Raw genomic sequence first — 24,676 nt, 5'->3', positions numbered from 1 at the left:
CGGGGATGGCAAGGGGGTAATTGATATATTTGATTTATATAGACCCGCATGGGCAGAGGTTAATCTTGATAATATTAAACATAACTATAATCAAATAAGAAAAATGACGGACAAAGATGCAGGGATTATGGCTGTTGTAAAAGCAAATGCATATGGGCATGGGTCATATGAAGTTTCAAAGGCAGTTATTGAAAATGGAGCGGATTATCTTGCGGTTGCAATTATCGATGAGGCTATCGAACTTAGGGAATTGGGAATTGATAAACCGATATTAATACTGGGATATACCCCGATAGAATATGTCAAAGAAATTGTTAAATATGATTTAACACAAACAGTTTTTGAACTGAAATATGCTTATGAATTGTCCAGAGAAGCTTATAATCAGGGGAAAAAGGCAAAGATTCATGTTAAAATTGATACGGGAATGGGCAGAATCGGATACCATGACCTTGGAAAAGCCGAGGAAGAAATAGTAGAAATGTCTTTATTAGAAGGAATATATATTGAAGGTATTTTCAGCCACTTTTCATCCTCTGATGAAAAAGATAAAGAATATACCCTGTGGCAGTTTAAGAAGTTTAAGGAAATAAATGAAAGGCTTTCAAAGCGTGGAGTCAAAATACCTGTAAGGCATATTGCTAATAGTGCCGCAATTATTGATTTGCCTTTTACACACCTTGAAATGGTGAGACCCGGTATTATATTGTATGGATGCTATCCTTCTGATGAGGTAGAAAAAAAGGCGGATTTACGCAGCACCATGGCTATAAAGGCACGCATAGTACAGCTTAAAGATGTTTCAGAAAATGAGTTTATAAGTTATAACAGAACATACAAAACAAGCAAAACAAGTAAAATAGCGACATTGCCTATTGGTTATGCAGATGGTTTAAACAGGTTGTTATCAAATAATCATAATGTTATAATAAAAGGGAAATATGCACCGATAGTAGGAAAAATATGTATGGATCAATGTATGATAGATGTAACAAATATAAACGGTGTTGAGGTAGGTGATGTAGCTGTATTGATGGGAGAACAAGGCAATAAAAGTATAACCCCTGATGATATAGCAAAAAAAATAAAAACTATTTCTTATGAAGTATATTGTGGAATATCCAGAAGGGTACCACGAATATATATAAGTAATGGAAAGATATCAAAAGTGCAAAATTATTTACATCATTGATTATCCTGTATAAAAATAATAAAGATTGACATAAATATATATAACAGTATATAATTTATTATATAAGTGCGTTAGGAGGTCATAATAGTGGGCGAGACAAAAAGAATACTCGTCAGTTTGCCGGAGAGTTTGCTTGAAGAAGTTGATATTCTTGCAGCGATGGAAAATAGAAACCGCAGTGAATTCATAAGAGAAGCTATGAGGTTGTACATCAGGGAAAGAAAAAAGATGAAGATACGTGAAAGCATGAAAAAAGGCTACCTTGAGATGGGTACGATCAATGCTGAACTTGCGGAAATGAGCCTAACCGCCGAAAATGAATGTTTTTTAAGATATGAAAGGAAATTAAAAAAGTGTGATTAATATGGTTATAAAAAGAGGAGATATTTTATATGCTGATTTAAGCCCTGTAATTGGCTCTGAACAGGGGGGGGTAAGACCTGTACTTGTGATACAAAATGATATTGGCAATAAATACAGTCCAACAGTCATAGTTTCGGCTATTACTTCACAGATAAACAAGGCAAAGCTTCCTACACATGTGGAGATAAACGGGACTGAATTTGGACTAAATAAAGATTCTGTTATTCTTCTTGAACAGATAAGAACAATTGATAAAAAAAGATTGAGGGAAAAGATAGGGCATTTCGATCAGGAAATGATGGATAAGGTAAATGAAGCACTGCAAATAAGCCTCGGACTCATTGATTTTTAAGGGCTGAAACGTAGATAAAATACCTCTTTTATTTCATGTTAAAATAAAAGGTAAAGGAGGAACGTACATAGTGAAAAGAATATATATACTTATATTGATTATGGGTTTATTGACTGTATTTACGATAGGATATGCGGATTCAAATTCTGATCCCGGAAGCCAACAGGATCCGCTTGCAACAAAGAGCTATGTTGACAGCAAATTAAGTCAGATATCTTCAGGAGTAAATAACTATGAAGTAGTAGAACTTAAACCTGGAGAAGTTATTACATTGTATCAAGGTTCTGAAGCGATTTTAAGAACAGGAAATTCTGTAATTGTAACAAAAACGGATGGGGTTTCAGATTTAACAGGTGGAAATGATTTAAAAAACAATATAATAGTACCTGCAAACCATCTATTACTGTTTCCACGGTCTGATGGCAGAGGTATAAAGGCAAGGTCGGATTCAATTATAATAGTTATAGGAAAATATACTAAAAATTAATGGGCTGGCAGGAAGCCTTATTTTTTTAGGGTAGGGTTCAATTTTATAATATTGTCTTATATATTATATGAGTGGTATAATAATCGTAGCAAATAGAGAAAAGGAGCGATTAGCTTGAAACTTAAAGTAATGCTTGTGGCAGTAATAATATTGTCTGTAATTGTGTCTATATATGTTGATGTGGCAAGGATTGGCGTAGAAAATAAATATGATACTGTTGAAATTGTCGCAGACCTTTATAATTTTGAAAATCTGTCAGCAAACACAGGAAGCGATATTTCCAATATCTTAAAAGAAATGAAAGCAAATGGTTTGAAGGGTGTGGCAGTGCCTGAAATATCATTAAAAAGGCTTAAAGACATCGGTAGAATTTCCTTAAATACAATGTCAGATGTGCAAAATATATATACTTTGATTGGTAAAACAGATAATGAAGCTGTTACACAATATTTAAGGAATATTACTGATAGACAGAGGGAAATTCAGAGTAATTTTTTAATTGTGACGACAAGGGACAGGGATACATTTGATTTTTTGAAAAATTCACTAAGCAGAAGGGTTCCGCAGGACAAATTAACAATACTTGAAAAAAACAAAGACTATGCCTTTATTATAAATGAACCAATGGACACATTTTCTGAACAAGGTTTAGGTTTTGATGTAAAAGACCTTAATATGGTCAAGGCTCTTGGCTTTGATGTAATACCCCGTGTAGAAAACTTCAATGGGATAAAAGATAGAGATATAGAGAATTATATCAAATTGTTAAAAAACTATGATACTAAAACCGTCATCTTTGGTGGCAATGATGTTCTGGGCAATATGGAAAAGATATCCTATGCTGCATCCCAGTTTAAGAAAAATGGTATAACGGTTGGTATTATTGATACACCAATGGGTAAAAAATTGCAAAGCGGCATTGAGAAATTTACTAAATTTGATGGATATAGGGGGCTTAAAGTTTATGGTCTTTCTGAAAAGGAAACACAAAAATATGATATAAACGACATAGTTGACAGATGGTACAGGTCTATAATTGAGAGAAATGTCAGAATAATTTACATGAGGGCAAAGGTGGATGATTTAAAGACGCATGCGTATAATATGAAGCAAAACATAACAGCAATGAAGCAGTTGAATACCCTCGTTAACTATGCAGGATTGAAAACCGGTATGGCAAAACCAATGGGTGTGATTCACCAGTCAAAAATAATAGAAGTTCTTATTGCAATTGGTGTTGTTGCAGGAGGTATACTGCTTTTGCTATCCTTTGGGCTAAAAGAAGTACCTGCACTTATATTGACAATTGCGACAACGGTGTTAACTGCAGCAGTTTTGTTAACGAGATTTAATGACTTGGGGATAAAGACTGTTGCTCTTGCAGCATCGATTATATTTCCTTCACTTGGAATAGTATATTTTGTTAATAGCAGTAATGGATTAATAAACAACAAGGGACATAAGGGTTTTATTTCTATATCGTTAAAAATATTCATAAAAGCTGTTTTAATTTCCTTTGTTGGAGGACTGATGATTGCTGCAATAATGGCGGACAGCAAATATATGCTGAAACTTGATTATTTTCGTGGTGTTAAGCTATCATTTACCATACCGGTACTTATATTTGTAATATATTACTGTTATAAGGTGTTTAAAATCGATAATTTTAAAAAATTTTTAAATACGTCGGTCAAAATTTTAAATATGGATATAAAGATATGGCATATGCTGGCGATTGCAGCAGCAGCATTGATAGGTATAATTTATATCTCAAGGACAGGAAACAGTCCTTTAATTAAACCTTCATCAATAGAACTTAAATTCAGGGATTTTTTAGAACATTATCTTGTTGCAAGACCGAGAACAAAAGAATTTTTATTCGGATACCCTGCCTTGATATTGGCAGTATATGCAGCAATAAAAAAGTCGAAGGGTTGGAATTTTATATTGGGTATATTTGCATCTATTGGTATATTATCCGCACCAAATACCATGAGCCATGTTGAAAGTGTATTGACGATGGCAATAGAAAGAACGGTATATGGGTGGATTTTTGGGGTAATAATTGGAGTAATAGCAGTGGTAATTGTAGAAAGACTGGTACTATTTGCAAACAATTTATTAAAAAGAGGAGCATTGTTATGAAGGTTGTTGTTTCAGGTTATTATGGTTTTGACAACTGCGGTGATGATGCTGTGCTGGGTTGTTTAATCACAGGTCTTAAAGAGAGGGGTATTAACGATATAACCGTTTTTTCAAACAATCCTGCTGAAACAGCTAAATCCTATGGAGTAAACGCTATAAGTAGAAATTCATTTAAAAAGATATTTAGGGTTATTAAAGGCTCGGATGCGATACTAAGCGGCGGTGGAAGTCTTTTTCAGGATAAGACCAGCAGCAAAAGCCTTTGGTATTATCTTGCCATTGTATTAATTGGGGTTTTATTGGGTAAAAAGGTGTTTATAGTAGGGCAGGGAATAGGACCTATTGATAAAAAATTTAATAGGTGGCTTACATCAAAAATTTTAAATAAGGTTAATAAGATTACTGTAAGGGATGAAGCCTCAAAGGAATATTTGAAGGATTTAAATATAAGGAAAGAAATAATAGTAGCAGCAGATCCGGTAATAAATCTTAAACCAGCTGAGGATTCTCAAGTAAAGAAAATATTGGAAAAAGAAAATATTGATTCAAATGATAAATACATGATAATCTGCACGCGCGAGTGGGGTAATTCAGAGTTGTCAAGGGTAGAGATTGCTAAGACTGCCGATCGCATTGCACAGGATTATGGTTTTAAGGTGGTTTTTCTTCCTTTTTATTATAAGAAGGATGAAGCTGAAAGTGAAAAAGTTTCCGAATATATGAAGTTGCCTTCTAATATCATTAGAGGTAAATATAAGCCTGAAGAAGTAATGGGAATTATTAAAAACAGCAGTCTTTTAATAGGTGTCAGGTTTCACTCTTTGGTTTTCGCTTTTGCAACATCTACGCCATTTGTAGGTATTTCTTATGACCCCAAGATAGATGGATTTTTAAATTCTATTAATATGGAGGTTTTTAAAATAGAAAAATTTACATCTGATGATATAGTTAAATATGTTAATATGATTTTTTGCAAAAAAGAAGATTATATAAATAACATAAGGAAGTATGCAGATGAGTTGAAACAGCGTTCGGAATATAATTTTGAGATTTTTGATGAATATATAAAACATGAGGTGCAAAAAAAATGAAGGATAGGTTTAATATATTTGGCGTACCTATAGACAAGGTTACAATGAAGGATGCGGTAAAGAGGACTGAAGATTTTTTAAAGGAAAATAGGCTTCATATTGTTGCAACACCAAACGCTGAAATTATCATGATGGCACAAAAAGATGAAGAATACAAATATATATTAAATAAGACAGACCTAAATGTACCAGATGGAAGCGGTGTGGTATTTGCATCAAAGGTTTATAAAGAAGAACTTCCTGAGAGGGTTGCCGGCTTTGACCTTATGATGGAGCTTTTAAGAATAGCAGATAAGAAGGAACAAAAAATATATTTGCTTGGTGCCGCACCGGATGTTATTAAAAAAACATACGAAAATCTTAAAAAGAAATATCCGGGGATAAATATTGTAGGTATCCATGATGGCTATTTTAAAGACTTTCAAGAGGAAGGGATAATAAAAGAGATTAACAGCAAAAATCCGGATATCATTTTTGTGGCTTTGGGAGCACCAAAACAGGAAAAATGGATATTCAAAAATAGGAATATATTAAATGCAAGACTTGCTATTGGGGTTGGCGGAAGTTTTGATGTTCTTGCAGGAAAAGTACAAAGGGCTCCGGAGATTTATCGCAAACTGGGTATGGAATGGCTTTACAGACTTAAAAAAGAGCCCTGGAGATATAAGAGGATGATGGTACTGCCCAAATTTGCGGTAAAAGTTTTATTTTCTCGCAGGTGAAATATATGAATAGTAAAGTTAAAAAAATTATTTATGATTTTGTATGGATTACTATTGGAACACTTCTTCTAACACTTTCCTTAGACTTGTTTTTAGCACCAAACAGGATAGCACCCGGTGGCATAAGCGGACTTGCCATTGTTTTACAGCATATATTCGGTTGGCCTGTTGGTGCTGTCATACTTTTAATTAATATACCGCTTTTTATAATATCTATTAAAATACTTGGCACGGGATTTGGCGCAAAAACCTTGTATTCTACAATGCTATTGGGAGTTTCAGTTGATGTGTTTTCATTTTTAAAACCCCTGACACATGACCCTATGCTTGCAGCAGTTTACGGGGGAATAACCATGGGGCTGGGACTTGGGATAGTGTTTAAATATGGAGCAACAACCGGTGGTACGGATATGGCTGCCATGACAATACATAAATACGTGCCTTTTTTAAGTGTCGGACGGATACTTCTTATAATAGATTTCATAATTATAGTATTAGCAGGTATAGTATTTACTCCTGAATTGGCTTTATATGCGTTGGCTACAGAGTTTCTCGGGATTAAAGTTATTGATATTGTTCAGGAAGGAACGGATTATGAGAGAATTGCGATAATAATATCAGACAAGTATGAGGATATTAGTAAATCAATATTGTATGATATGAACCGTGGAGTTACAGAATTAAAGGGTGTTGGTGCGTATTCCAAAAAGGATAAAAATGTGCTTCTTTGTGTTGTGACAAGAAATGAGGTGACTAATTTAAGGGAACTGGTAAAAAAGGCAGACCCTGCTGCATTTGTTATACTTACAACAGCACATGAGGTGATGGGTGAAGGCTTTAGGGATATATAACAAAGGGACATATTATGATGAGATATGTCCCTTTGTTATATTTATCTGTCAAAATATAAGTTTTTACCTGTTGCAGACAATGGAATCCCCACGACTATTTCTCCTTCAATAAGTTTTAAACGCCTTGCGCTTATGCCTATGCGGTACATGACCCTATTGTCAACATTTAAAATACTGGCAGTTTTTACAGCTGATCCAATAGCTATTCCAAGGTCAATAAGTCTCCAGGCGCATACAGGACCTGCAAATTCACTGCCTTCTCTGAAATCTCTTAGATTTTCGCATTTATTATAACCGCATGCGCCGCAGTTTAATCCGGACCTCTTAGGGTTATTTAGAGATATTAAGAGTACAGCACCGGATTTTTCAACATTTCTTCCATCCCTATCGAAGTTTTTCTTTTTTGATTCTTCCCCGTATTTGCACATATCATTATTTAATTTTTTCAAGTCTTCACCTGTAATTATTTTTGTTTCGATAAAGTCTTGACCAAGAGTTTTAGGAGCTGTCCTGGCGGATAATGCCATAAGTTCGGCTGATAGTTCAATAACATCCATTTAAATTTCCCCCTTTTTTTATGTTTATATAATAAATTCTATAAAGTTTTAAAAAATCCTTTAAAATTTTAAAGTAAGTAAAAGATTTCATTTGATATTTTCATATTGACAAATTGCAAAATCATCTGTATAATATAAATAAATAAAAATTGAATAAAAAAGAGCAAAGGCGCTCTAACATACAGGTTTGACCTGTGTAGTTGGGGTGCCTATTTTTTATTACAAGGAGGTAATAAACTTGCAAAAAAGACATCTTATTCCTGCAATTATTCTACTAACGATTTTAATTCCAAATGTTGTATATGCTGCAGGAGGCAATATTAATACAGGTGATACAGCATTTATACTTTTTGCATCGGCGTTGGTTATGGTTATGACACCGGGTCTTGCATTTTTCTATGGAGGTATGGTAAGCCGGAAAAATGTTATAAGCATTATGATGCAAAGCATTATGATAATAGCGATTGTTTCATTACAGTGGGTATTATTTGGTTTTTCACTATCATTTAGTGGAGATATTGGTCATATAATAGGTAATCTAAAATGGATTGGATTAAGCAAAATAGGCTCTGGACCTGATGGTGCATATTCATCAACAATACCGCTTATGGCTTTTATGGTATATCAATTAATGTTTGCGATTATTACGCCGGCACTTATTACAGGTGCTTTTGCAGAAAGAATGAAATTTGGAGCATTTCTTGTATTTGTTCTTTTATGGACAACATTAGTTTATGACCCGCTTGCACACTGGGTATGGGGTAATGGCGGATGGCTTAAAGAATTAGGAGCCCTTGATTTTGCAGGAGGTACTGTTGTACACATAAGTTCAGGTGTTTCAGGACTTGTTGCGGCAATTATGCTTGGTAAGAGAAAAAATATGAGGATGATGCCGCATCATATGCCAATGGTTATACTTGGAACCTCGATTTTGTGGTTTGGCTGGTTTGGTTTTAATGCAGGCAGCGCTTTATCTGCAAGTGGTCTTGCGGTTAATGCATTTGTAGTTACAAATACTGCTGCAGCAGCTGCTGCGATAGGATGGGTACTTATTGAATGGAAAATAAATGGCAAACCAACATTATTGGGAGCTGCCAGTGGGGCTGTAGCCGGTCTTGTTGCTATTACTCCGGCATCCGGCTATGTAACAGCAGTATCAGCAATTATGATAGGTTTGTTATCCGGTATGATATGCTACTTCTCAGTGAATTATATCAAGCATAAATTTGGATATGATGATTCACTGGATGCTTTTGGTATACATGGCGTTGGTGGAACATGGGGAGCTTTTGCAACAGGATTATTTGCTTCGAAAGCCGTCAATCCGGCTGGAGCAAATGGATTATTCTATGGAAACTTTAATCAGGTTATAATACAAATAATAAGTATAGTAGCCACATATATATTTGCAGGTCTTATGTCATTTATAATTCTTAAATTTATAAGCCTCTTTACAGATTTAAGGGTAAGTGAAGAGGAAGAGGAAGCTGGTCTTGATATATCACAGCATGGTGAAGAGGCATATAAAATAGGGTTTAATATAGTAGATTTTAATCAAATGTAAAACAATAAAGATTTTTATAAGATTTTAAAAAGCAAAGGTGCTTTATTCTGGAGAATAAAGCACCTTATTTAATTGAAAGGGGGTGATGATAAAATGACAAAAATATCAATATACATTTTATACACCATAAACACAATTATTATATTTTTAGGTTTCTTCTTTACACTATACAGCATCATAACTCATAATACAATGATAATTATCGGTAGACAATTACCTGCTTTTATCATGGGGTTACCGGTAATTTACTTCAGCATTATTTACTTTGTAAAGATAAAAAGATTATCAAAGGAAATAGCTTCAAAACAATTTTCAATTAGCAATTTTAATATTGGTAAAAGATTAAGAGTAAAATAATTCGGAGGTGTTTTTTATGAAAAAGAAGATTTTATTTGGATTATCAGTAGTTTTATTATTATCATTAATTATAGGGGTGGTTTATGCAGCAGGAGGTGACCCTACAGGAGCAAATCTCGGTACAGCAAATGATATTACAAGTGCAGTTGCTGGCAAACCAACACAGGCAGAGCTTATTACACAGGTTGCGAAAAATAAGCTTGGTATAAGTTTTGTATGGGTTATGCTTACGGCATTTTTGATATTTTTCTTTCAAGCAGGTTTTGCACTTGTTGAGACAGGTTTTACACAGGCAAAGAATGCTTTGCATACAATGGGAATGAATCTCATGGTATTTTTAGTTGGTACAGTAGGATTTTTCTTAACAGGTTTTGCATTTATGATGGGTGGTGTCGGAGCAGTATCAAGTCTTGGTGGAACTGCACCATTAAATCATGCGTTAAGCATAGGCGGATGGAATTTACTTGGTCTAAATGGATTCTTTCTCCAAAGCGGCGGAACATATGATGTTGGAGTATATGCATTATTTTTCTTTGAGATGGTGTTTATGGATACAACATGTACAATACCGACAGGTGCTATGGCTGAAAGAGTAAAATTTTCTGCTGTGGTAATAGGTTCATTCTTTGTTTCAATGATATATTATCCAATATATGGCGGCTGGGTTTGGGGAGGCGGATGGCTCTCACAGCTCGGAACAAAACTTGGATTGGGTAATGGAGCAATTGATTTTGCAGGATCTGGTGTTGTTCATGCAATGGGAGGTGTGATGGCATTAGCTGCAGCGATTGTCATAGGCCCAAGGATAGGAAAATTTAGAAAAGATGGTACGCCTGTTGCAATACCTGGTCATGACATACCTATGGCAATTCTTGGAACAATAATACTTTTCTTTGGCTGGTTTGCTTTTAATGCAGGTTCAACACTTAATGGTACGGATTTAAGGCTTGCAGTTGTAGCAACAAATACAATGATTGCTGGTGCTGTCGGTGGTCTTACAGCAATGTTATATATGTGGATTAAATATGGGAAACCGGATCAATCTATGACATGTAACGGAGCCCTTGCCGGTCTTGTTGCAATTACAGCTCCATGTGCTTTTGTAAATGGCATATCTGCCTTTATAATTGGAGCTGTAGCAGGTATATTGGTTTGCTTGTCAGTATGGTTTGTTGAGAACAAATTAAAAGTCGATGACCCTGTTGGTGCGTTTTCAGTTCATGGGGTAAATGGTTTATGGGGACTCTTAAGTGTTGGGATATTTGCTGATGGCACATATGGCGCAGGATTAAATGGAGTTAAGGGAGCAGTTACAGGTATTCTTTATGGAGGCTCTGGTCAACTTATAGCTCAGCTTATAGATATAGGAGTATTAGTTGTATATGGATTTGGATTAAGTTATTTGTTCTATAAGGCACTTGATGCTATAATGGGTATAAGGGTTAAGCCTGAAGATGAGATTTCAGGTCTTGATTTACCAGAAATGGGTGCACTTGCATATCCAGATTTCCAGATTACGCCTGTAATATTTGCTAACGGTGTATTGGAAAAGAAAATGGAAAGTCCTGAAATAATCAATAATAAATAAGAAAGCTTGGAGGGAAGATGATGAAAAAGATTGATTGCATTATAAGACCAGAAGTTTTAGAGGAAGTTAAAAGGGAATTAAATAAACATAATATTCATGGGATGACGGTATCACAAGTATTTGGATGTGGTTTGCAAAAAGGAAAGAAGGAAATTTATAGAGGCAATGAATTAGAAATAAGTCTTTTACCTAAAGTAAAGATAGAAATAGTAACAGATGACGAATATGTTGAGGAGATAGTTGATTGTATCGTCAGTGTTGCAAGGACAGGAAATATAGGTGATGGTAAAATATTTATATTTGAGGCTCTTGATGTAATTAGAATCAGGACTGGAGAACGTGGTAAAGGAGCTATTTAAAAAAGACAAAGCATCAAAATTAATCTACCATTGTGTTATCTTTTATGATATAATAAATTATAGTAATATAGATTAACACAATGGAGGTTAATTATGCAAAAAAATGTTGGTAATTGTCTTGTGGCACAATCAGGGGGACCCACTGCAGTAATTAACTCAAGTTTATATGGCGTATTAACGGGTGCTATGAAATGTAAAACTATTGATAAAATCTATGGTGGATTACTCGGAATCGAGGGTATTATTAATGGGAAAATCATTAATATTCTTGATTTTCCATCAAAAATATTAAAACAAATAAAATATAGTCCTGCAGCAGCATTGGGTTCATGCAGGTATAGACTTAAAGACTTCAAAGAAGGTAAAGATGACTACATAAAAATATTTGAAGCCTTTGAAAAATACAATATAAGATATTTTTTCTATATAGGCGGAAATGACTCCATGGATACGGCAGATAAAATTAATAAATATGCCGATGAAATTGGATATGATGTTAAGGTTATTGGTATTCCAAAGACAATAGATAATGACCTTATGTTCACAGACCATTGTCCGGGATATGGGAGTGCTGCAAAATATATTGCAACAACAACCCTTGAGATAGCACTTGATACAGAAGTATATCCAAAGAATACCATAAATGTATTAGAAGTAATGGGAAGAAATGCAGGTTGGTTAACGGCGTCAGCTGCACTTGTAAGGGAAAAAATACCATGGCTTAAACATCTTATATATATTCCTGAGATTGTTTTTGATGAAAATAAATTTTTAGAAGATGTTGAAAATGCATATAAAAGAAATGGAAATATATTCATTGCCGTATCAGAAGGAATTGTTGATAAAAATGGAGAATATGTATCAAAACGCAATAATATGTATACAGAAGATGCTTTTGGGCATGCACATCTTGGAGGTGTCGGTGACTATATAGAAAAAATCATAAAGGACAACATCTATAAAAGGGTCAAAATGGTCAGACTGGGAACGACACAGAGATGTGCGATGCATTTTGCGTCAAAGACTGATTTTGAAGAAGCGGAAGTACTTGGTGAAAGGGCAGTTGAATTTGCTATAAGAGGTATAAGCGGAAAAATGGTTTCCATAGTAAGGAAATCAAATTATCCATATGTATATGATATAGACATTGTTGATTTAAACAAGGTATGCAATAAAGAAAAGAAAATTCCACTTAGTATGATAAATGAAGAAGGAAACAATGTAACAAAAGAATTTATAGAATATGCCAGACCACTTATTTATGGTGAAATAGATTTACCCTTTATTGATGGATTGCCACATTATACAAATTTAAAATACAGTGTTTAACGCCTCCAAATAAGGAGGTCATTTTTTATATAATAAAAAATAAAGGTCATTCACGATTCAAACATGCCAGAACAAACGTTTTATTTTTATTGATTATGAGATTTTGATATGGTAGAATATAAATATTAGAAGAGGAGGGGAACACATTGGGAAACGAAGAATTCATGGTTCTTGTTTTAAAAAGATTTGACAGCATAGATGAAAATCTTGTAAAGATGAATGAAAGATTTAATAATGTTGAGAAAAGGCTTGATGGTTTAGAAGTAAGGTTTGACAATGTAGAGAAAAGGCTTGATAATTTAGAAGTAAGATTTGATAATGTAGAGAAAAGGCTTGATAGTTTAGAAGTAAGGTTTGACAATGTAGAGAAAAGGCTTGATAGTTTAGAAGTAAGATTTGACAATGTTGAGAAAAGATTTGATGATATGGTAGTAAGATTTGATAATGTTGAGAAAAGACTTGATGATATGGTAGTAAGATTTGATAATGTTGAGAAAAGACTTGATGATATGGAATATATTTTAAAGGCTACATATGATCAAACCCAAAAGAATACAGAACAATTGTCTAAATATGATTTTCATTTTAGGAGAATGGATAAAAAGCTTGAGTCATTAAATGACCGTTTATTAGAAAGAGACGCAGACGTAAAACTCCTTCTTGAAACGACAGGATTAGATAAGATGCTGTAAAACCTCCTTTTTTATGCTTAATAATTTTATTTCCTCAGAATAGAAGAAGAAGTAGTAGTAGTAGTAGTAGCCCACCCTTAATGCTGCAAAATAAAAGGCAAGCAGTATAAAGGGCGGGCTATTTTTAAAATTAAAAAATACATAAAGATTATTGTAAATGACAGGAAAATCGAGTAAAATAAAGTAAACTTGAGATAATTCAAAAAAAACGGCTAAAAATGGATAAATATGATAATAAATAAGGTTTGTACAAGATAAAAATAAATGATACTCTATTTTTGGAAAATCTTTCATTGAACAATATTATAAACATCTGGATAAGACACGCTCCGCTTAATATTTGGCAAAATTAAATAATATAGAGGGAGATGTTGGTAAATGTTTAAAAAAATTATTTCATTTCTTCTGGTTTTGACACTTCTTTCGGTTTCAAGTTTGAGTTCTGCTTTTGCGGCTGAATTAATAGGCAAACAAGCGATTGTAGATAATTTACCCACTATGCTTATGAATAGAAATAACAAATTAATTGATTATATAAAAAATAATCCAAATAAAAATGTGGTAACTGCTGTAGATGCTTTTATGGAGGCTCATAAAATTGATGTATCTAAATACAAAGTGAAAGATTTTCAAAATAAAGCTTTGGTTAAAACAGTTAAAATAAATGACAATACCACAATCGAATTTAATTCAGATGGGAGCTTTGCTGTAGATACACTTATTTCAAAACCTATTTTAAATCAGGTGAGCAGAGCTTCTTTAATGACAACACAATATAAATGGGCGGCAAACGATAGAATAGGATATAATGTCTGGGGAATGAAACTTTTTCATATTCATATTGAATCAAAATTTGGATATAATGGTAGTTCAGCATGGTATGCAGGTGGACTTATAGGTTATTATGAAAAATACTTTTGTGGAGGTATATGGCAGGTTTCTAATTGGGATACAGGTACTACTGTTGTAAATGGTGGTGAGTATTGTCGTGCATATGCTCGCGGGAACTTCCACTGGGGTTTAGGATATGAAGGCAATTATTGGTCAATACAAGATGTTTATGAAGATGTTAGGGTTAGTGTAAATTATGATGGAACGGTATACAGGAATTAAAGAATGGATATGAATAAAATATTAAAGATTTTACTTATTATTTTTGTTATTATGATTGTGATGTTTGCAATTATATTTACTATAAGTTACCTTGTTAGATAAAATGCTGCTATAACATCTTCATAACTTAATAAACTTAATTAATATTTTAAGTAGTAGTAGTAGTAGCCCACCCTTAATGCTGCAAAATAGAAAGACAAGCAGTATAAAGGGCGGGCTATTTTTAAAATTAAAAAATACATAAAGAGTTATTGTAAATGGCAGGAAAATCGAGTAAAATAAAGTAAGAATTAGATAATTCAAAAAAAAAAAAAAAAAAAAAAACGACTGAAATTAGACAAATATGATAATATTTAAGGTTTGCACGAGATAAAAATAAATGTTACATTATTTTTGGAAGATCTTTCATTGGAAATAAACATCCGGATGGAGAAAATCAAAAAGGAAGAGAGGGAAAGAAAAATAATTTACAAAAATAGCTGATTTCATAGAAAATGACGAATTTAGAAACTGCTCAAATGCCGAGTTCAGATTCATGACAGAGAAGGTATGCTCCGCTTAATGTTTAATAAAATTAAAGGAGTTGTTGATGATGAGAAGATTTTTAGTATCACTTTTGCTGTGCTTGACTTTAATTTTTTCGACATCTGTAGGTTTTGCGTCAACAGATGACAAAATACAGAACGTGAACTTACCTCAAATATCTAAGATAACACCTATCTCACTTACAAGTAGTCAGTTAGAAATTCTTAAATCTTTTGAACAGAAAAAGGTTGAAAATAGTAATGTATCTTCTAAAAATGAAGTAAAATCTTTTGCGACTTCTATCAATAGTTATAGAACAAGTTTATATAGGGGAAGTTTTTTGGCTTGGTCAAGAGATAATATAGAGTGGTATAGTGACGGGTCAAAAATTTTAAATAGTTATGCTTGGCAGGAAACGGGATATATATTCCCTAACATAGTTCGTGCAAAAGGAATTGTGAAGATATATGCAACATCAACAGTTCATAAATACCGCGCTTCAAAAACAATTGGAGCTGGAACTGTTACACCTTGGGGTGATGTAAATATTTATTATTGGGATGTTACAGATTATGCCAATATTTATCCGTGTGGATATGCATATTGGTATTAAGAAATTAACCTTACTGGATAATTTTTCATAGGTGGTAAAAAATTGAAAATAGGAAAGTACCAAAAAGTGCTTTCCTATAATTTTAAAGGAGCAAATTAAAGATTATAGAGGGAGGGGATAGTTAATAATGATAAGTATAAATAATCTAACAAAGTCTTATAAAAAGAATATAATATTTGATAACGTAAATATTCTAATACCCGGTAATAAGATTATATTTTTAATGGGCGAAAATGGTAGTGGTAAAACAACACTATTTAAATGCTTGTTAAACTTGGAAGATTATAATGGGGAAATTTTGTATGATGGTAAATCTTTAGATAAGGTAAGAAATGAAGTATATGTTATTTATGATGACTCACCCTTTTATCTTAATCTTAATGGTTATAGGAATATCGAATTGTTATTAAATAAAAATATTGGAATTGAAGAAATAAAACAAATTGCGTCTATGTTTCTAAAACATGAGGTTTTAAAATTAAAGGTAAAAAATTATTCTTATGGTCAAAGAAAAAAGTTGAGTCTAATTATTGCTTTACTTTTAAAGCCGAAATATTTGCTCATGGATGAAGTATCAAATGGGTTAGATTATGATACGATGCTCCTATTGAAGAATATAATACAAGAATGGTCAAAAAAAATGACTATCATTATGACAGGACATCAGTTTGAATTTTATGACGATATTATTGAAGAGTTATTTATATTAAAAGAACATTCAATTATTAAGGTCAATAATTTTAAGGAAAGTGGTGATGATTTAGGTGCAGTATATAAAGAATATATTAAATAGTACAAAAAAAGAGTTAAAATATCAATTCTATTCCAATGTTTTTTTTATAATGCTTTTAACAATGTTTTTGTTTTCGGTATTAAATTTGTATAATCAGATGACGAATGTAAAAAACAATTATAATTTATTTTTACATACGCAAACTGAAGAGAAAAAAATAGGAAATAATATTGAAAAAGAATTGAATAGTCCAGTAGATATAAAAAAAGAAAATGGTTTAGAAATTATAAATAATCCCTTAAAATTTGATTATGACAATGTAGCATTGTCTATTTATGATTTGAAGAAACCCGACCGCATTATTACTAATACCTTAAAGTATCTATCATTCTTCTTTTACTCATTTTTCTTTACTATATATGGAATATATATAAGTACATATGACATAAAATTTAAAACTATAAAAGTAAAAGCAGTCCAAAGAAACTGGAATCAGATATTGTTTTCAAAGCAATTATCAATATTTGTATCGTCGTTCATAATAATTTTGATTGTTTTACTCTTATCAAATATTGTAGGCTCCTTGTTTTATTATATACTTTCACATCAGATTCCGGTTAATGACTTTAAATTATCTGTTCTGCCATCGGATACAAATGTTGTTTTACAATTCATACTAAGTATTTCAATTTCTTTTATATTTTCAACTATAGGATTTTATCTTGGCTTAATATTTAGAGGATTTATGTATCCCGCGGTAATTTTTATTGTTTATGATTTTATTCTCCCTGTTATAGGGAAGTATGATTTAAGAAATTTAATTTCCGTATTAGGGCATAAAGTATTTGACTTTTATGGTAACTTTATATTGTTTAAACCTATAGAAGTACCTACAAATATAGTTATAATTATCTTAACATCTTTTGTCATTTTAAGTACGATATTTATTTATATAATAACAGAAAAGCAAAGTAAATATATATATTGATAAACATCCAGAGATATTGCTAATGCTTGCAAAGGGTTATAAAGAATTGGCCATATCAAGAGAGATTGGAATCAAACCGGTTACTGTAAAATAGCATAAGAGAGAGTAGAGAGTAGCCCACTCTTAATGCTGCAAAAAAAAAGGCAAGCAGTATAAAGGGTGGGCTACTTATGCTTATGCTAAAAATAATCAAACCCAATAAAAGTTGTTCCTGAAGGAACGTTAGCAATATTTACTTTGTTAATAACTTTAGTTTTGAGATTCATTTTATACAACTTGTAATTACATCTAAATAGTATGTTTTCGTTATCAAGTGCAAAGATATTCCAGTGCTCTTTGTAGACTTGATCACTCTTTAATAATAGTTCTAATTTATTTATTCCAAGGTCATAAATATATAAATCAGATGGTTCCTCATCTCCTTGAATGTAATTCGCTTCTATGACTAATTTTTTTCCATCAGGAGTAGCAACAACTCTTCCAATTGTACGGTCTTTTATTTCGGCTAACATTTTTTCATTTGTACCATCAATATTACACAAATATAGCTGATTTTTGGGAGCTTTAACAGTTCCATCGATTATTGGCTTAAAAAAGTCATCTGCCAATCCTCTAACCATAACTATTTTTTGCAATTGTGGTATATATCGAACTGTGTTAAACCAATATATCGGCTTATTATCTTTTAAACACAAACCGTCTATCATCTTACGCGTACCGTTCTTGATATTTAAAATGTAAATACGCATTCCTAAACCATCAATCTTAGCATTATGAGAAACATAAGTATATAAAATTTCATCATTATTTATCCATGAAATTCTACTAATTTCTCCGTTGATTTTATCGGTAACTTGAGTTTCCTTATGTGTTTTTAAATCAACTACAAAAAGATCAAGATCCATATTATCTACCCATTTATTTATAGCCAGTTTGCTTTTATCAGGTGATATTGCAGCTTCTAAATCATGTCCCACATTATATGAATAAAGCTCTTTGATTATTTTGTTATTACGTATATCGAGAACTACAATTTTTCTTTGTTGATTAACCGCTTTTGGATCATTCGAAGTTATAGCAAGAATATACCCCTTGTTATTGCTTTGACGTCCAATCAAAAAAGTAGATCTAAAAAGAATAGAACAAAAAATGATTATTATCAAACAAGAGATAATTATTATCAAGGATTTATATTTTTTCAACAAAATCACACCTTCCCAGAATTGTTCTTCAATTTTATTATTATATTTTAATAATGTTCTCCTCCCCTAATCCATATACATGTTCGGCAATATAAATGTCCATTACCATGTAAACGAGAATTAATGCCATAACCTAAATCTACTATATGATCACCACACACCCTTTGATTAGGACCAAAATCGCTTCGATAACCTGTAACAACATAAGCTGTATTTTCCAAATTTCTAATACGCACTGGATCACCATAGCGTACATCTGACCAATAATATGGCACAGCTACATCCTCACCTGTAGTATATGTAGTTGCATACCCATAAGTTACTAAAAATAAATTACCATTATCATAGTATTTATCTCCTAACAAATGTCGTCCCCAAGAGTATGGGTCAGACGGATACATCAAAATTGGGTTATATTCATAATCAACTCTAACACCATTAATGTTAGCAATTGAGTCCGGGGCTTTACTAAGGTCTAATTTTCCTTCCTGAATAGCTTTTAATATTTCCGGCGAACGTTTTATGTTAACATGATTTTTTTGGTACAGGTCATTATCAATTTTTTCTAACGTCTTTTCTATTTTTTTTATGCTTACATTGTTGTTATTCTCTTTAGAAGTCGCAAAAACTGGACTCAAAGTTGAAATTGAAAGAAGTGTCAAAACCAGAAGAAATGAAATAATTTTTTTAAATATTTACCAACATCTCCCTTTTTATTATTTAATTTTACTGAATATTAAGCGGAGTGTGCCTCATCCGGATGTTTATTATTTTTCCATTGAAAGATCTTCCAAAAACAGAGCAACATTTATTTTTATTTTGTGCAAACCTTAAATAACGTCATATTTATCCAATTTCAGCCGTTTTTTTTGAGTTATTTCATCTTTACTTTATTTTACTCGATTTTCCTGCTATTTACAATCATCTTTATGTATTTTTTAATTTTTAAAATAGCCCGCTCTTTACACTGCTTGCCTTTTATTTTGCAGCATTAAGGGTAGGCTACTTATGCTACTTATGCTACTGCGTTGGACAAGAAACCTGTCCCCTTGTCCCACTTGTCCCATTTGTCTATTTAAAGACGATATAGACATATATATTCATAAATGATAGAATAATATATATGTTAATCAAACAAAGGAGCAAGATTTATGGGAAATAATATTGTAGATAAAATTTATAGTTTGAAACAAATGCGAAATGCAATAATATTGAGCCATTTTTATGAAAGACCGGAAATACAAGATATAGGGGATTTTGTTGGTGATTCGTTAGAATTATCAAGGAAAGCAGCAAGCACAAATGCTGATGTAATTGTTTTCTGTGGGGTACATTTCATGGCAGAAACTGCAAGTATCCTTTCTCCTGATAAGAAAGTCCTCTTGCCTAATAAATCTGCCGGCTGTCCAATGGCAGATATGGCAGCTTATGAAGAGGTTAAAAAATTAAAGGAAAGGTATCCGAATGCAATTGTTGTAAGTTATATAAATACAACTGCAGATGTAAAAACTATAAGTGATATATGCTGTACATCGGCAAATGCAGTTAAAGTAATAAATTCAATTCCGTCAAATAAAGAAATCATCTTTGTTCCGGATAAAAATCTTGGAAATTATGTATCAAAAGAAACAGGCAGAAAGCTTATTTTGTGGCAGGGATACTGCAATACACATGACAGATTGACGGCAGAGGAAGTTTTATTAACAAAGGAAAGATATCCTTATGCAAAGGTTGTTGCACATCCTGAATGCAGAGAAGAAGTATTACAGCTTGCAGACGGTGTTTTTTCAACATCTGGTATAATTAAATATGTTGGCGAAAGTGATGCAAAAGAATTCATTATATGTACAGAGGAAGGCATAATACATCAACTTAAAATAAGATATCCTAATAAGGTATTTATACTGCCTTCAAATAAGCTTATATGTCCTAATATGAAAAAGATAACACTTGAGGATGTTTTTTATTCCCTTGAAAACTTAAGACCGGAAGTTAAAATATCTGATGAAGTAAGGGAAAAGGCAATTATTCCAATAAAAAGGATGCTTGATATAAAATGAAATATTCAGTTAATTTTAATTCAGAGGAACTTGAGGATAGATACAGTGATTATGTGATAATAGGAAGCGGAATTGCAGGACTTAATGCAGCATATCTTGCAAAAGATTTAGGTAAAGTAACCCTCATAACAAAGGGAAAATTGATAGACTCTAATTCAACCCTTGCACAGGGTGGTATTGCTTGTGTTGTATCAGCTTTTGACAGCTTTGATTCACATATTAAGGATACGTTGTATGCCGGTGCTGGCTTATGTGATGTTGAAAGTGTTGAAGTGCTTGTAAAAGAGGCACCCGAAAATATAAATAGATTGTTAGAAATCGGTATCAAATTTGACAGAAAAAATGATGCTTTGGAGCTTGCAAGAGAAGGAGTTCACTCTTTTAATAGAATTCTACATATAGGTGATTATACAGGTAAAGGAGTTATTGAAGGTTTTTTAGATGTAAAAAATGGTATTGATATATGTGAAGATACAATCTTACTTGATTTGCTTGTTAAAGATAATACAGTTAAGGGTGTTCTTGTTAAAGACCTTATAAAAAACCAGATTTATATTATATGGGCAAAAATAGTTATACTTGCATCAGGCGGAGCAGGTAATATATTTCTAAACACAACAAATCCTTCTGTTACAACCGGTGACGGGATAGCTATTGCTGCAAGGCATGGAGCCGTTTTAAAGGATATGGAATTTATGCAGTTTCATCCTACGGTGTTATATAGCAAAAATGGAGAAAGATTTTTGATTTCTGAAGCAGTAAGAGGTGAAGGAGGTATTTTAAGAAATTCACGTGGTGAAATCTTTATGCCGAAGTATCACAAACTTGGGGACCTTGCTCCAAGGGATATTGTTACGAGAGCTATTTTAGAAGAAATTGAAAAAAGCGATAAACCATATGTATACCTTGATGTGACACAAATCGGAGAAAAAGAATTTTCAGAACATTTCCCATCAATATATAAAAAATGTATTGAACTTAGGATAGATATATCAAAGGATTATATACCGGTTTCACCGGCTGCCCATTATTATATGGGTGGAATTATGACAGATATAAATGGAAAAACAAGTATAAATAAATTATATGCCTGTGGTGAATGTGCCTGTACAGGGGTTCATGGGGCAAACAGGCTTGCAAGCAATTCATTATTGGAAGGGCTTGTTTTTTCAACAAGAGCGGTTAAAGATTCAAGTAAATATATAAATGAGGATTTTAAAAAAGATGTATTTAAAGAAAATGGGAAAATTGAAAAAGAAATTAATACTGAAGGCATAAAACATGAGTTAAAGCAAATGATGGAAGAAAATGCAGGTATAATAAGAAGCGAAGAAAGTCTTAAAACTATGCTGCATTGGATAATGCTGCATAAAGATATATTAAATATAAATGCAGTAAGCAGAGAAAAGAATGAAATATTATGTCTTTATAGCATAAGCAAATATTTAGTAATGGCAGCTATTTTGAGGAAAGAAAGCCGCGGAAGTCATTATAGAATTGATTATCCCGAAAAAAAAGAAGAATACAGAAAACATATTTTAATAAAAGGGGATGAGTTGTATTTTGATAGACAGATTTGTAGCAAAGAGGTTGATAGATAATTATCTTGAAGAAGATATCACATGGGGAGATATTACAACAGACCTTCTTATACCAACCGGAACCACTTCGAAAGGATATGTTTATGCTAAAGAGGGTGGAATTTTAGCAGGTATCGATGTTTTTGACATGGTTTTTAAGAGGATTGATGATGATATAAGTATTAAAAAAAATTATAAAGATGGCGATAGGATTAAAAAGGGTGATGTAATTGCTGTAATATGCGGTGATATGAATTCTTTGCTTAAAGCGGAAAGGGTTGCATTAAACCTGTTACAGAGGATGTCGGGAATTGCCACATTCACAAAAAGACTTACAGAGAAAATATCAGGGACGAAAGCAAAGATCACTGATACGCGGAAGACAATGCCCGGATTAAGATATTTTGACAAATATGCGGTAACAGTTGGCGGAGGGATTAACCATAGGTATAATCTTTCCGATAGTATATTGATTAAGGATAATCATATTAAAGCAGCCGGCGGAATAACTAATGCACTGAATATTTTAAATAGAAACATATCACATACCATGAAGATAGAAATTGAAGTGGAAACAATTGAACAGCTTAATGAGGTTTTGAAATTCGGTGTGGATATAATAATGCTGGATAATATGACGATAGATATGATGAAAACGGCAGTTAAAATAATCGATGGCAGAGCGATTGTGGAGGCATCGGGAAATATAAATGAGGACAATATTTTAGATGTTGCAAAAACAGGTGTTGATGTCATTTCGATGGGTGCTGTTACACATTCGGTTAAAGCATTGGATATAAGCTTTGACCTTTAATATCATATTAAAACGATGAAAAAATATTTGGAGGGATAATGTAATGATGTCAAGGTATAAATTTTCAACACTGGCAGTACATGCAGGTTTAAATCCTGATCCGACAACAGGGGCAGTAGCATTGCCTATTTATCAAACATCTTCGTTTGCATTTAAAAGCACGGAACATGCAGCAAATCTATTCAGTCTTAAAGAAACAGGAAATATCTATTCACGAATGATGAATCCAACGAATAATGCCTTTGAGGAAAGGATTGCAGCCTTGGAGGGGGGAATTGGAGCTCTTTCCGTATCCTCCGGACAAGCTGCTATGACACTTGCTATATTAAATATAACAGGTTGTGGTGATGAAATAGTTTCATCTACAAACCTTTATGGCGGAACATACAATCTTTTTGCATCAACATTTAAAAGATACGGCATAAAGGTAAATTTTGCAAATCCTGAGAATACGGGAAACTTTAAGGAAAAAATAACAGATAAAACAAAAGCATTATATGTAGAAACGATAGGGAATCCCAAAATAGATGTTGCAGATATAGAAACAATTGCGGCAATTGCTCATGAAGCAGGTATTCCGCTGATTGTAGATAATACTTTTGCAACGCCGTATTTAATGAGACCGTTTGAATTTGGAGCAGATATTGTAATACATTCGGCAACTAAATTCATTGGTGGGCATGGTACATCGATAGGTGGTGTAATTATTGATTCTGGCAAATTTAAATGGGATAACGGAAAATTCCCTGAATTGACTGAACCTGATGAAAGTTATCATGGGATAAGATATGTAAAAGACAAGGGAAACGCTGCTTATATCACAAAGGCAAGGGTACAACTTTTAAGAGACCTTGGTTCATGTATGAGTCCCTTTAACGCTTTTTTATTTGCACAGGGGCTTGAAACATTACCATTGAGAATGGAAAGGCATAGTCAAAATGCATTAAAGGTTGCAGAATTTTTAAATCAGCATCCATATACAACATGGGTTAATTATCCCGGACTTAAAACAAGCAAGTATTACAAGCTTGCTCAGAAGTATCTTCCAAAAGGGCAAGGTGGTATCCTTACTTTTGGAATAAAAGGAGGGTTAAAGGCAGGGATTAAATTTATAGAAAGCCTAAGGTTATTTACGCATTTAGCGAATATTGGAGATACAAAATCATTGGTCATACATCCTGCAAGTACAACACATCAGCAGTTAACACCTGAAGAACAAAGGGCATCCGGTGTCAGCGAAGATTTAATAAGGCTTTCAATAGGTATTGAGGATATTGATGACATATTAAATGACCTTGACGATGCTTTAAAAGCTTCACAAAAATAAATTTTGAATTAAAATTTGGTAAATATTTTCAGCAAATAGGGTAAATAATATTATTTATCCTATTTTTTTTTA

At 32.8% G+C, this 24,676-nt stretch carries 25 protein-coding genes; 22 read left to right on the top strand and 3 right to left on the bottom strand.

What is annotated here, in order from left to right; all coding sequences use genetic code 11:
• Positions 1-25 precede the first annotated feature (25 nt).
• The 8 genes from alr to AC0LWJ_RS07275 all read left to right on the top strand — a co-directional run bounded on the left by alr (position 26) and on the right by AC0LWJ_RS07275 (position 7,203).
• Positions 26-1,192 carry an alanine racemase gene (alr, locus tag AC0LWJ_RS07310; RefSeq protein ID WP_474238539.1) on the top strand — a complete coding sequence of 389 codons (1,167 nt, stop codon included), beginning with the start codon at positions 26-28 and terminating at the stop codon, positions 1,190-1,192.
• An 87-nt stretch (positions 1,193-1,279) separates the two neighbouring features.
• The gene (locus tag AC0LWJ_RS07305) at positions 1,280-1,555 is read left to right on the top strand and encodes a CopG family ribbon-helix-helix protein (protein ID WP_284680351.1); all 276 of its coding nucleotides are present in this window, start codon (positions 1,280-1,282) and stop codon (positions 1,553-1,555) included.
• A 1-nt stretch (position 1,556) separates the two neighbouring features.
• Positions 1,557-1,907 carry a type II toxin-antitoxin system PemK/MazF family toxin gene (locus tag AC0LWJ_RS07300; protein ID WP_284681026.1) on the top strand — a complete coding sequence of 117 codons (351 nt, stop codon included), beginning with the start codon at positions 1,557-1,559 and terminating at the stop codon, positions 1,905-1,907.
• Positions 1,908-1,977: 70 nt separating this feature from the next.
• Complete coding sequence (locus AC0LWJ_RS07295) at positions 1,978-2,394, top strand: hypothetical protein (protein ID WP_474238458.1); 417 nt, start codon at positions 1,978-1,980, stop codon at positions 2,392-2,394.
• 114 nt (positions 2,395-2,508) lie between these two features.
• Positions 2,509-4,539, top strand: coding sequence for a DUF5693 family protein (locus AC0LWJ_RS07290; protein ID WP_474238455.1), 2,031 nt, complete (start codon positions 2,509-2,511; stop codon positions 4,537-4,539).
• On the top strand, positions 4,536-5,630 hold the full coding sequence (gene csaB / locus AC0LWJ_RS07285) for a polysaccharide pyruvyl transferase CsaB (protein ID WP_474238453.1): 1,095 nt from the start codon (positions 4,536-4,538) through the stop codon (positions 5,628-5,630). The genes AC0LWJ_RS07290 and csaB overlap by 4 nt, the downstream gene beginning before the upstream one ends.
• Positions 5,627-6,352 (top strand): WecB/TagA/CpsF family glycosyltransferase, encoded by a 726-nt coding sequence (locus tag AC0LWJ_RS07280; RefSeq protein ID WP_474238451.1) that lies wholly within the window; start codon positions 5,627-5,629, stop codon positions 6,350-6,352. The genes csaB and AC0LWJ_RS07280 overlap by 4 nt, the downstream gene beginning before the upstream one ends.
• Positions 6,353-6,357: 5 nt before the next feature.
• Entirely contained in the window at positions 6,358-7,203 is an 846-nt protein-coding gene (locus AC0LWJ_RS07275; protein ID WP_474238449.1) for a YitT family protein, read from the top strand.
• 41 nt (positions 7,204-7,244) lie between these two features.
• Here AC0LWJ_RS07275 and AC0LWJ_RS07270 read toward each other — a convergent pair whose 3' ends face one another.
• Positions 7,245-7,760, bottom strand: coding sequence for a ferredoxin domain-containing protein (locus AC0LWJ_RS07270; protein WP_474238448.1), 516 nt, complete (start codon positions 7,758-7,760; stop codon positions 7,245-7,247).
• Positions 7,761-8,016: 256 nt separating this feature from the next.
• Between AC0LWJ_RS07270 and AC0LWJ_RS07265 the strand changes: the two genes are divergently transcribed.
• The 10 genes from AC0LWJ_RS07265 to AC0LWJ_RS07220 all read left to right on the top strand — a co-directional run bounded on the left by AC0LWJ_RS07265 (position 8,017) and on the right by AC0LWJ_RS07220 (position 17,621).
• Positions 8,017-9,324, top strand: coding sequence for an ammonium transporter (locus AC0LWJ_RS07265; protein ID WP_474238536.1), 1,308 nt, complete (start codon positions 8,017-8,019; stop codon positions 9,322-9,324).
• Between the two features lie 93 nt (positions 9,325-9,417).
• Positions 9,418-9,681: a hypothetical protein gene (locus AC0LWJ_RS07260; protein WP_474238445.1), complete on the top strand. Its 264-nt coding sequence runs from the start codon at positions 9,418-9,420 to the stop codon at positions 9,679-9,681.
• 16 nt (positions 9,682-9,697) lie between these two features.
• The gene (locus AC0LWJ_RS07255) at positions 9,698-11,269 is read left to right on the top strand and encodes an ammonium transporter (protein ID WP_474238442.1); all 1,572 of its coding nucleotides are present in this window, start codon (positions 9,698-9,700) and stop codon (positions 11,267-11,269) included.
• A gap of 20 nt (positions 11,270-11,289) precedes the next feature.
• Complete coding sequence (locus tag AC0LWJ_RS07250) at positions 11,290-11,628, top strand: P-II family nitrogen regulator (RefSeq protein WP_474238440.1); 339 nt, start codon at positions 11,290-11,292, stop codon at positions 11,626-11,628.
• Positions 11,629-11,721: 93 nt separating this feature from the next.
• Positions 11,722-12,957, top strand: coding sequence for a 6-phosphofructokinase (locus tag AC0LWJ_RS07245; protein ID WP_474238437.1), 1,236 nt, complete (start codon positions 11,722-11,724; stop codon positions 12,955-12,957).
• Between the two features lie 146 nt (positions 12,958-13,103).
• The gene (locus tag AC0LWJ_RS07240) at positions 13,104-13,649 is read left to right on the top strand and encodes a hypothetical protein (RefSeq protein ID WP_474238435.1); all 546 of its coding nucleotides are present in this window, start codon (positions 13,104-13,106) and stop codon (positions 13,647-13,649) included.
• Positions 13,650-14,027: 378 nt separating this feature from the next.
• Complete coding sequence (locus AC0LWJ_RS07235) at positions 14,028-14,762, top strand: hypothetical protein (RefSeq protein ID WP_474238433.1); 735 nt, start codon at positions 14,028-14,030, stop codon at positions 14,760-14,762.
• Positions 14,763-15,354: 592 nt separating this feature from the next.
• Positions 15,355-15,900: a hypothetical protein gene (locus AC0LWJ_RS07230; RefSeq protein WP_503031418.1), complete on the top strand. Its 546-nt coding sequence runs from the start codon at positions 15,355-15,357 to the stop codon at positions 15,898-15,900.
• Positions 15,901-16,027: 127 nt separating this feature from the next.
• Positions 16,028-16,693, top strand: a complete 666-nt coding sequence (locus AC0LWJ_RS07225; RefSeq protein WP_474238427.1) for an ATP-binding cassette domain-containing protein — start codon at positions 16,028-16,030, stop codon at positions 16,691-16,693.
• Between the two features lie 61 nt (positions 16,694-16,754).
• Positions 16,755-17,621: a hypothetical protein gene (locus AC0LWJ_RS07220; protein WP_503031417.1), complete on the top strand. Its 867-nt coding sequence runs from the start codon at positions 16,755-16,757 to the stop codon at positions 17,619-17,621.
• Positions 17,622-17,800: 179 nt separating this feature from the next.
• Here AC0LWJ_RS07220 and AC0LWJ_RS07215 read toward each other — a convergent pair whose 3' ends face one another.
• Positions 17,801-18,739, bottom strand: coding sequence for a TolB-like translocation protein (locus AC0LWJ_RS07215; RefSeq protein ID WP_474238420.1), 939 nt, complete (start codon positions 18,737-18,739; stop codon positions 17,801-17,803).
• Between the two features lie 131 nt (positions 18,740-18,870).
• Positions 18,871-19,461 (bottom strand): hypothetical protein, encoded by a 591-nt coding sequence (locus AC0LWJ_RS07210; RefSeq protein ID WP_474238419.1) that lies wholly within the window; start codon positions 19,459-19,461, stop codon positions 18,871-18,873.
• Between the two features lie 513 nt (positions 19,462-19,974).
• On the opposite strand from AC0LWJ_RS07210, the gene nadA reads away from it, so the two are divergent.
• From nadA to AC0LWJ_RS07190, 4 genes are read left to right on the top strand one after another with little or no spacing between them, the layout of a single operon-like run.
• A complete protein-coding gene (gene nadA / locus AC0LWJ_RS07205) occupies positions 19,975-20,883 on the top strand; it encodes a quinolinate synthase NadA (protein ID WP_474238417.1) in 909 nt (302 codons plus the stop codon).
• Positions 20,880-22,484 (top strand): L-aspartate oxidase, encoded by a 1,605-nt coding sequence (nadB, locus tag AC0LWJ_RS07200; RefSeq protein WP_474238416.1) that lies wholly within the window; start codon positions 20,880-20,882, stop codon positions 22,482-22,484. Before nadA ends, nadB begins: the two co-directional genes overlap by 4 nt.
• Positions 22,447-23,277, top strand: coding sequence for a carboxylating nicotinate-nucleotide diphosphorylase (gene nadC / locus AC0LWJ_RS07195; RefSeq protein ID WP_474238413.1), 831 nt, complete (start codon positions 22,447-22,449; stop codon positions 23,275-23,277). The genes nadB and nadC overlap by 38 nt, the downstream gene beginning before the upstream one ends.
• A 43-nt stretch (positions 23,278-23,320) precedes the next feature.
• Entirely contained in the window at positions 23,321-24,604 is a 1,284-nt protein-coding gene (locus AC0LWJ_RS07190; RefSeq protein WP_474238411.1) for a homocysteine synthase, read from the top strand.
• The last annotated feature ends 72 nt before the right edge of the window (positions 24,605-24,676 follow it).

The organism is Aceticella sp. 75b-Ac, assembly GCF_056032965.2.
Note: the sequence above shows the minus strand (reverse complement) of the source record. Positions and strands in the feature narration are given on the sequence as shown.

Coding starts and splice junctions, on each gene's coding strand:
- AC0LWJ_RS07300 (WP_284681026.1), top strand. CDS start 1,557: ATGGTTATAAAAAGAGGAGATATTTTATATGCTGATTTAAGCCCTGTA.
- csaB (WP_474238453.1), top strand. CDS start 4,536: ATGAAGGTTGTTGTTTCAGGTTATTATGGTTTTGACAACTGCGGTGAT.
- AC0LWJ_RS07280 (WP_474238451.1), top strand. CDS start 5,627: ATGAAGGATAGGTTTAATATATTTGGCGTACCTATAGACAAGGTTACA.
- AC0LWJ_RS07275 (WP_474238449.1), top strand. CDS start 6,358: ATGAATAGTAAAGTTAAAAAAATTATTTATGATTTTGTATGGATTACT.
- AC0LWJ_RS07270 (WP_474238448.1), bottom strand. CDS start 7,760: ATGGATGTTATTGAACTATCAGCCGAACTTATGGCATTATCCGCCAGG.
- AC0LWJ_RS07260 (WP_474238445.1), top strand. CDS start 9,418: ATGACAAAAATATCAATATACATTTTATACACCATAAACACAATTATT.
- AC0LWJ_RS07255 (WP_474238442.1), top strand. CDS start 9,698: ATGAAAAAGAAGATTTTATTTGGATTATCAGTAGTTTTATTATTATCA.
- AC0LWJ_RS07250 (WP_474238440.1), top strand. CDS start 11,290: ATGAAAAAGATTGATTGCATTATAAGACCAGAAGTTTTAGAGGAAGTT.
- AC0LWJ_RS07245 (WP_474238437.1), top strand. CDS start 11,722: ATGCAAAAAAATGTTGGTAATTGTCTTGTGGCACAATCAGGGGGACCC.
- AC0LWJ_RS07235 (WP_474238433.1), top strand. CDS start 14,028: ATGTTTAAAAAAATTATTTCATTTCTTCTGGTTTTGACACTTCTTTCG.
- AC0LWJ_RS07230 (WP_503031418.1), top strand. CDS start 15,355: ATGAGAAGATTTTTAGTATCACTTTTGCTGTGCTTGACTTTAATTTTT.
- AC0LWJ_RS07225 (WP_474238427.1), top strand. CDS start 16,028: ATGATAAGTATAAATAATCTAACAAAGTCTTATAAAAAGAATATAATA.
- AC0LWJ_RS07220 (WP_503031417.1), top strand. CDS start 16,755: ATGTTTTTGTTTTCGGTATTAAATTTGTATAATCAGATGACGAATGTA.
- nadA (WP_474238417.1), top strand. CDS start 19,975: ATGGGAAATAATATTGTAGATAAAATTTATAGTTTGAAACAAATGCGA.
- nadB (WP_474238416.1), top strand. CDS start 20,880: ATGAAATATTCAGTTAATTTTAATTCAGAGGAACTTGAGGATAGATAC.
- AC0LWJ_RS07190 (WP_474238411.1), top strand. CDS start 23,321: ATGATGTCAAGGTATAAATTTTCAACACTGGCAGTACATGCAGGTTTA.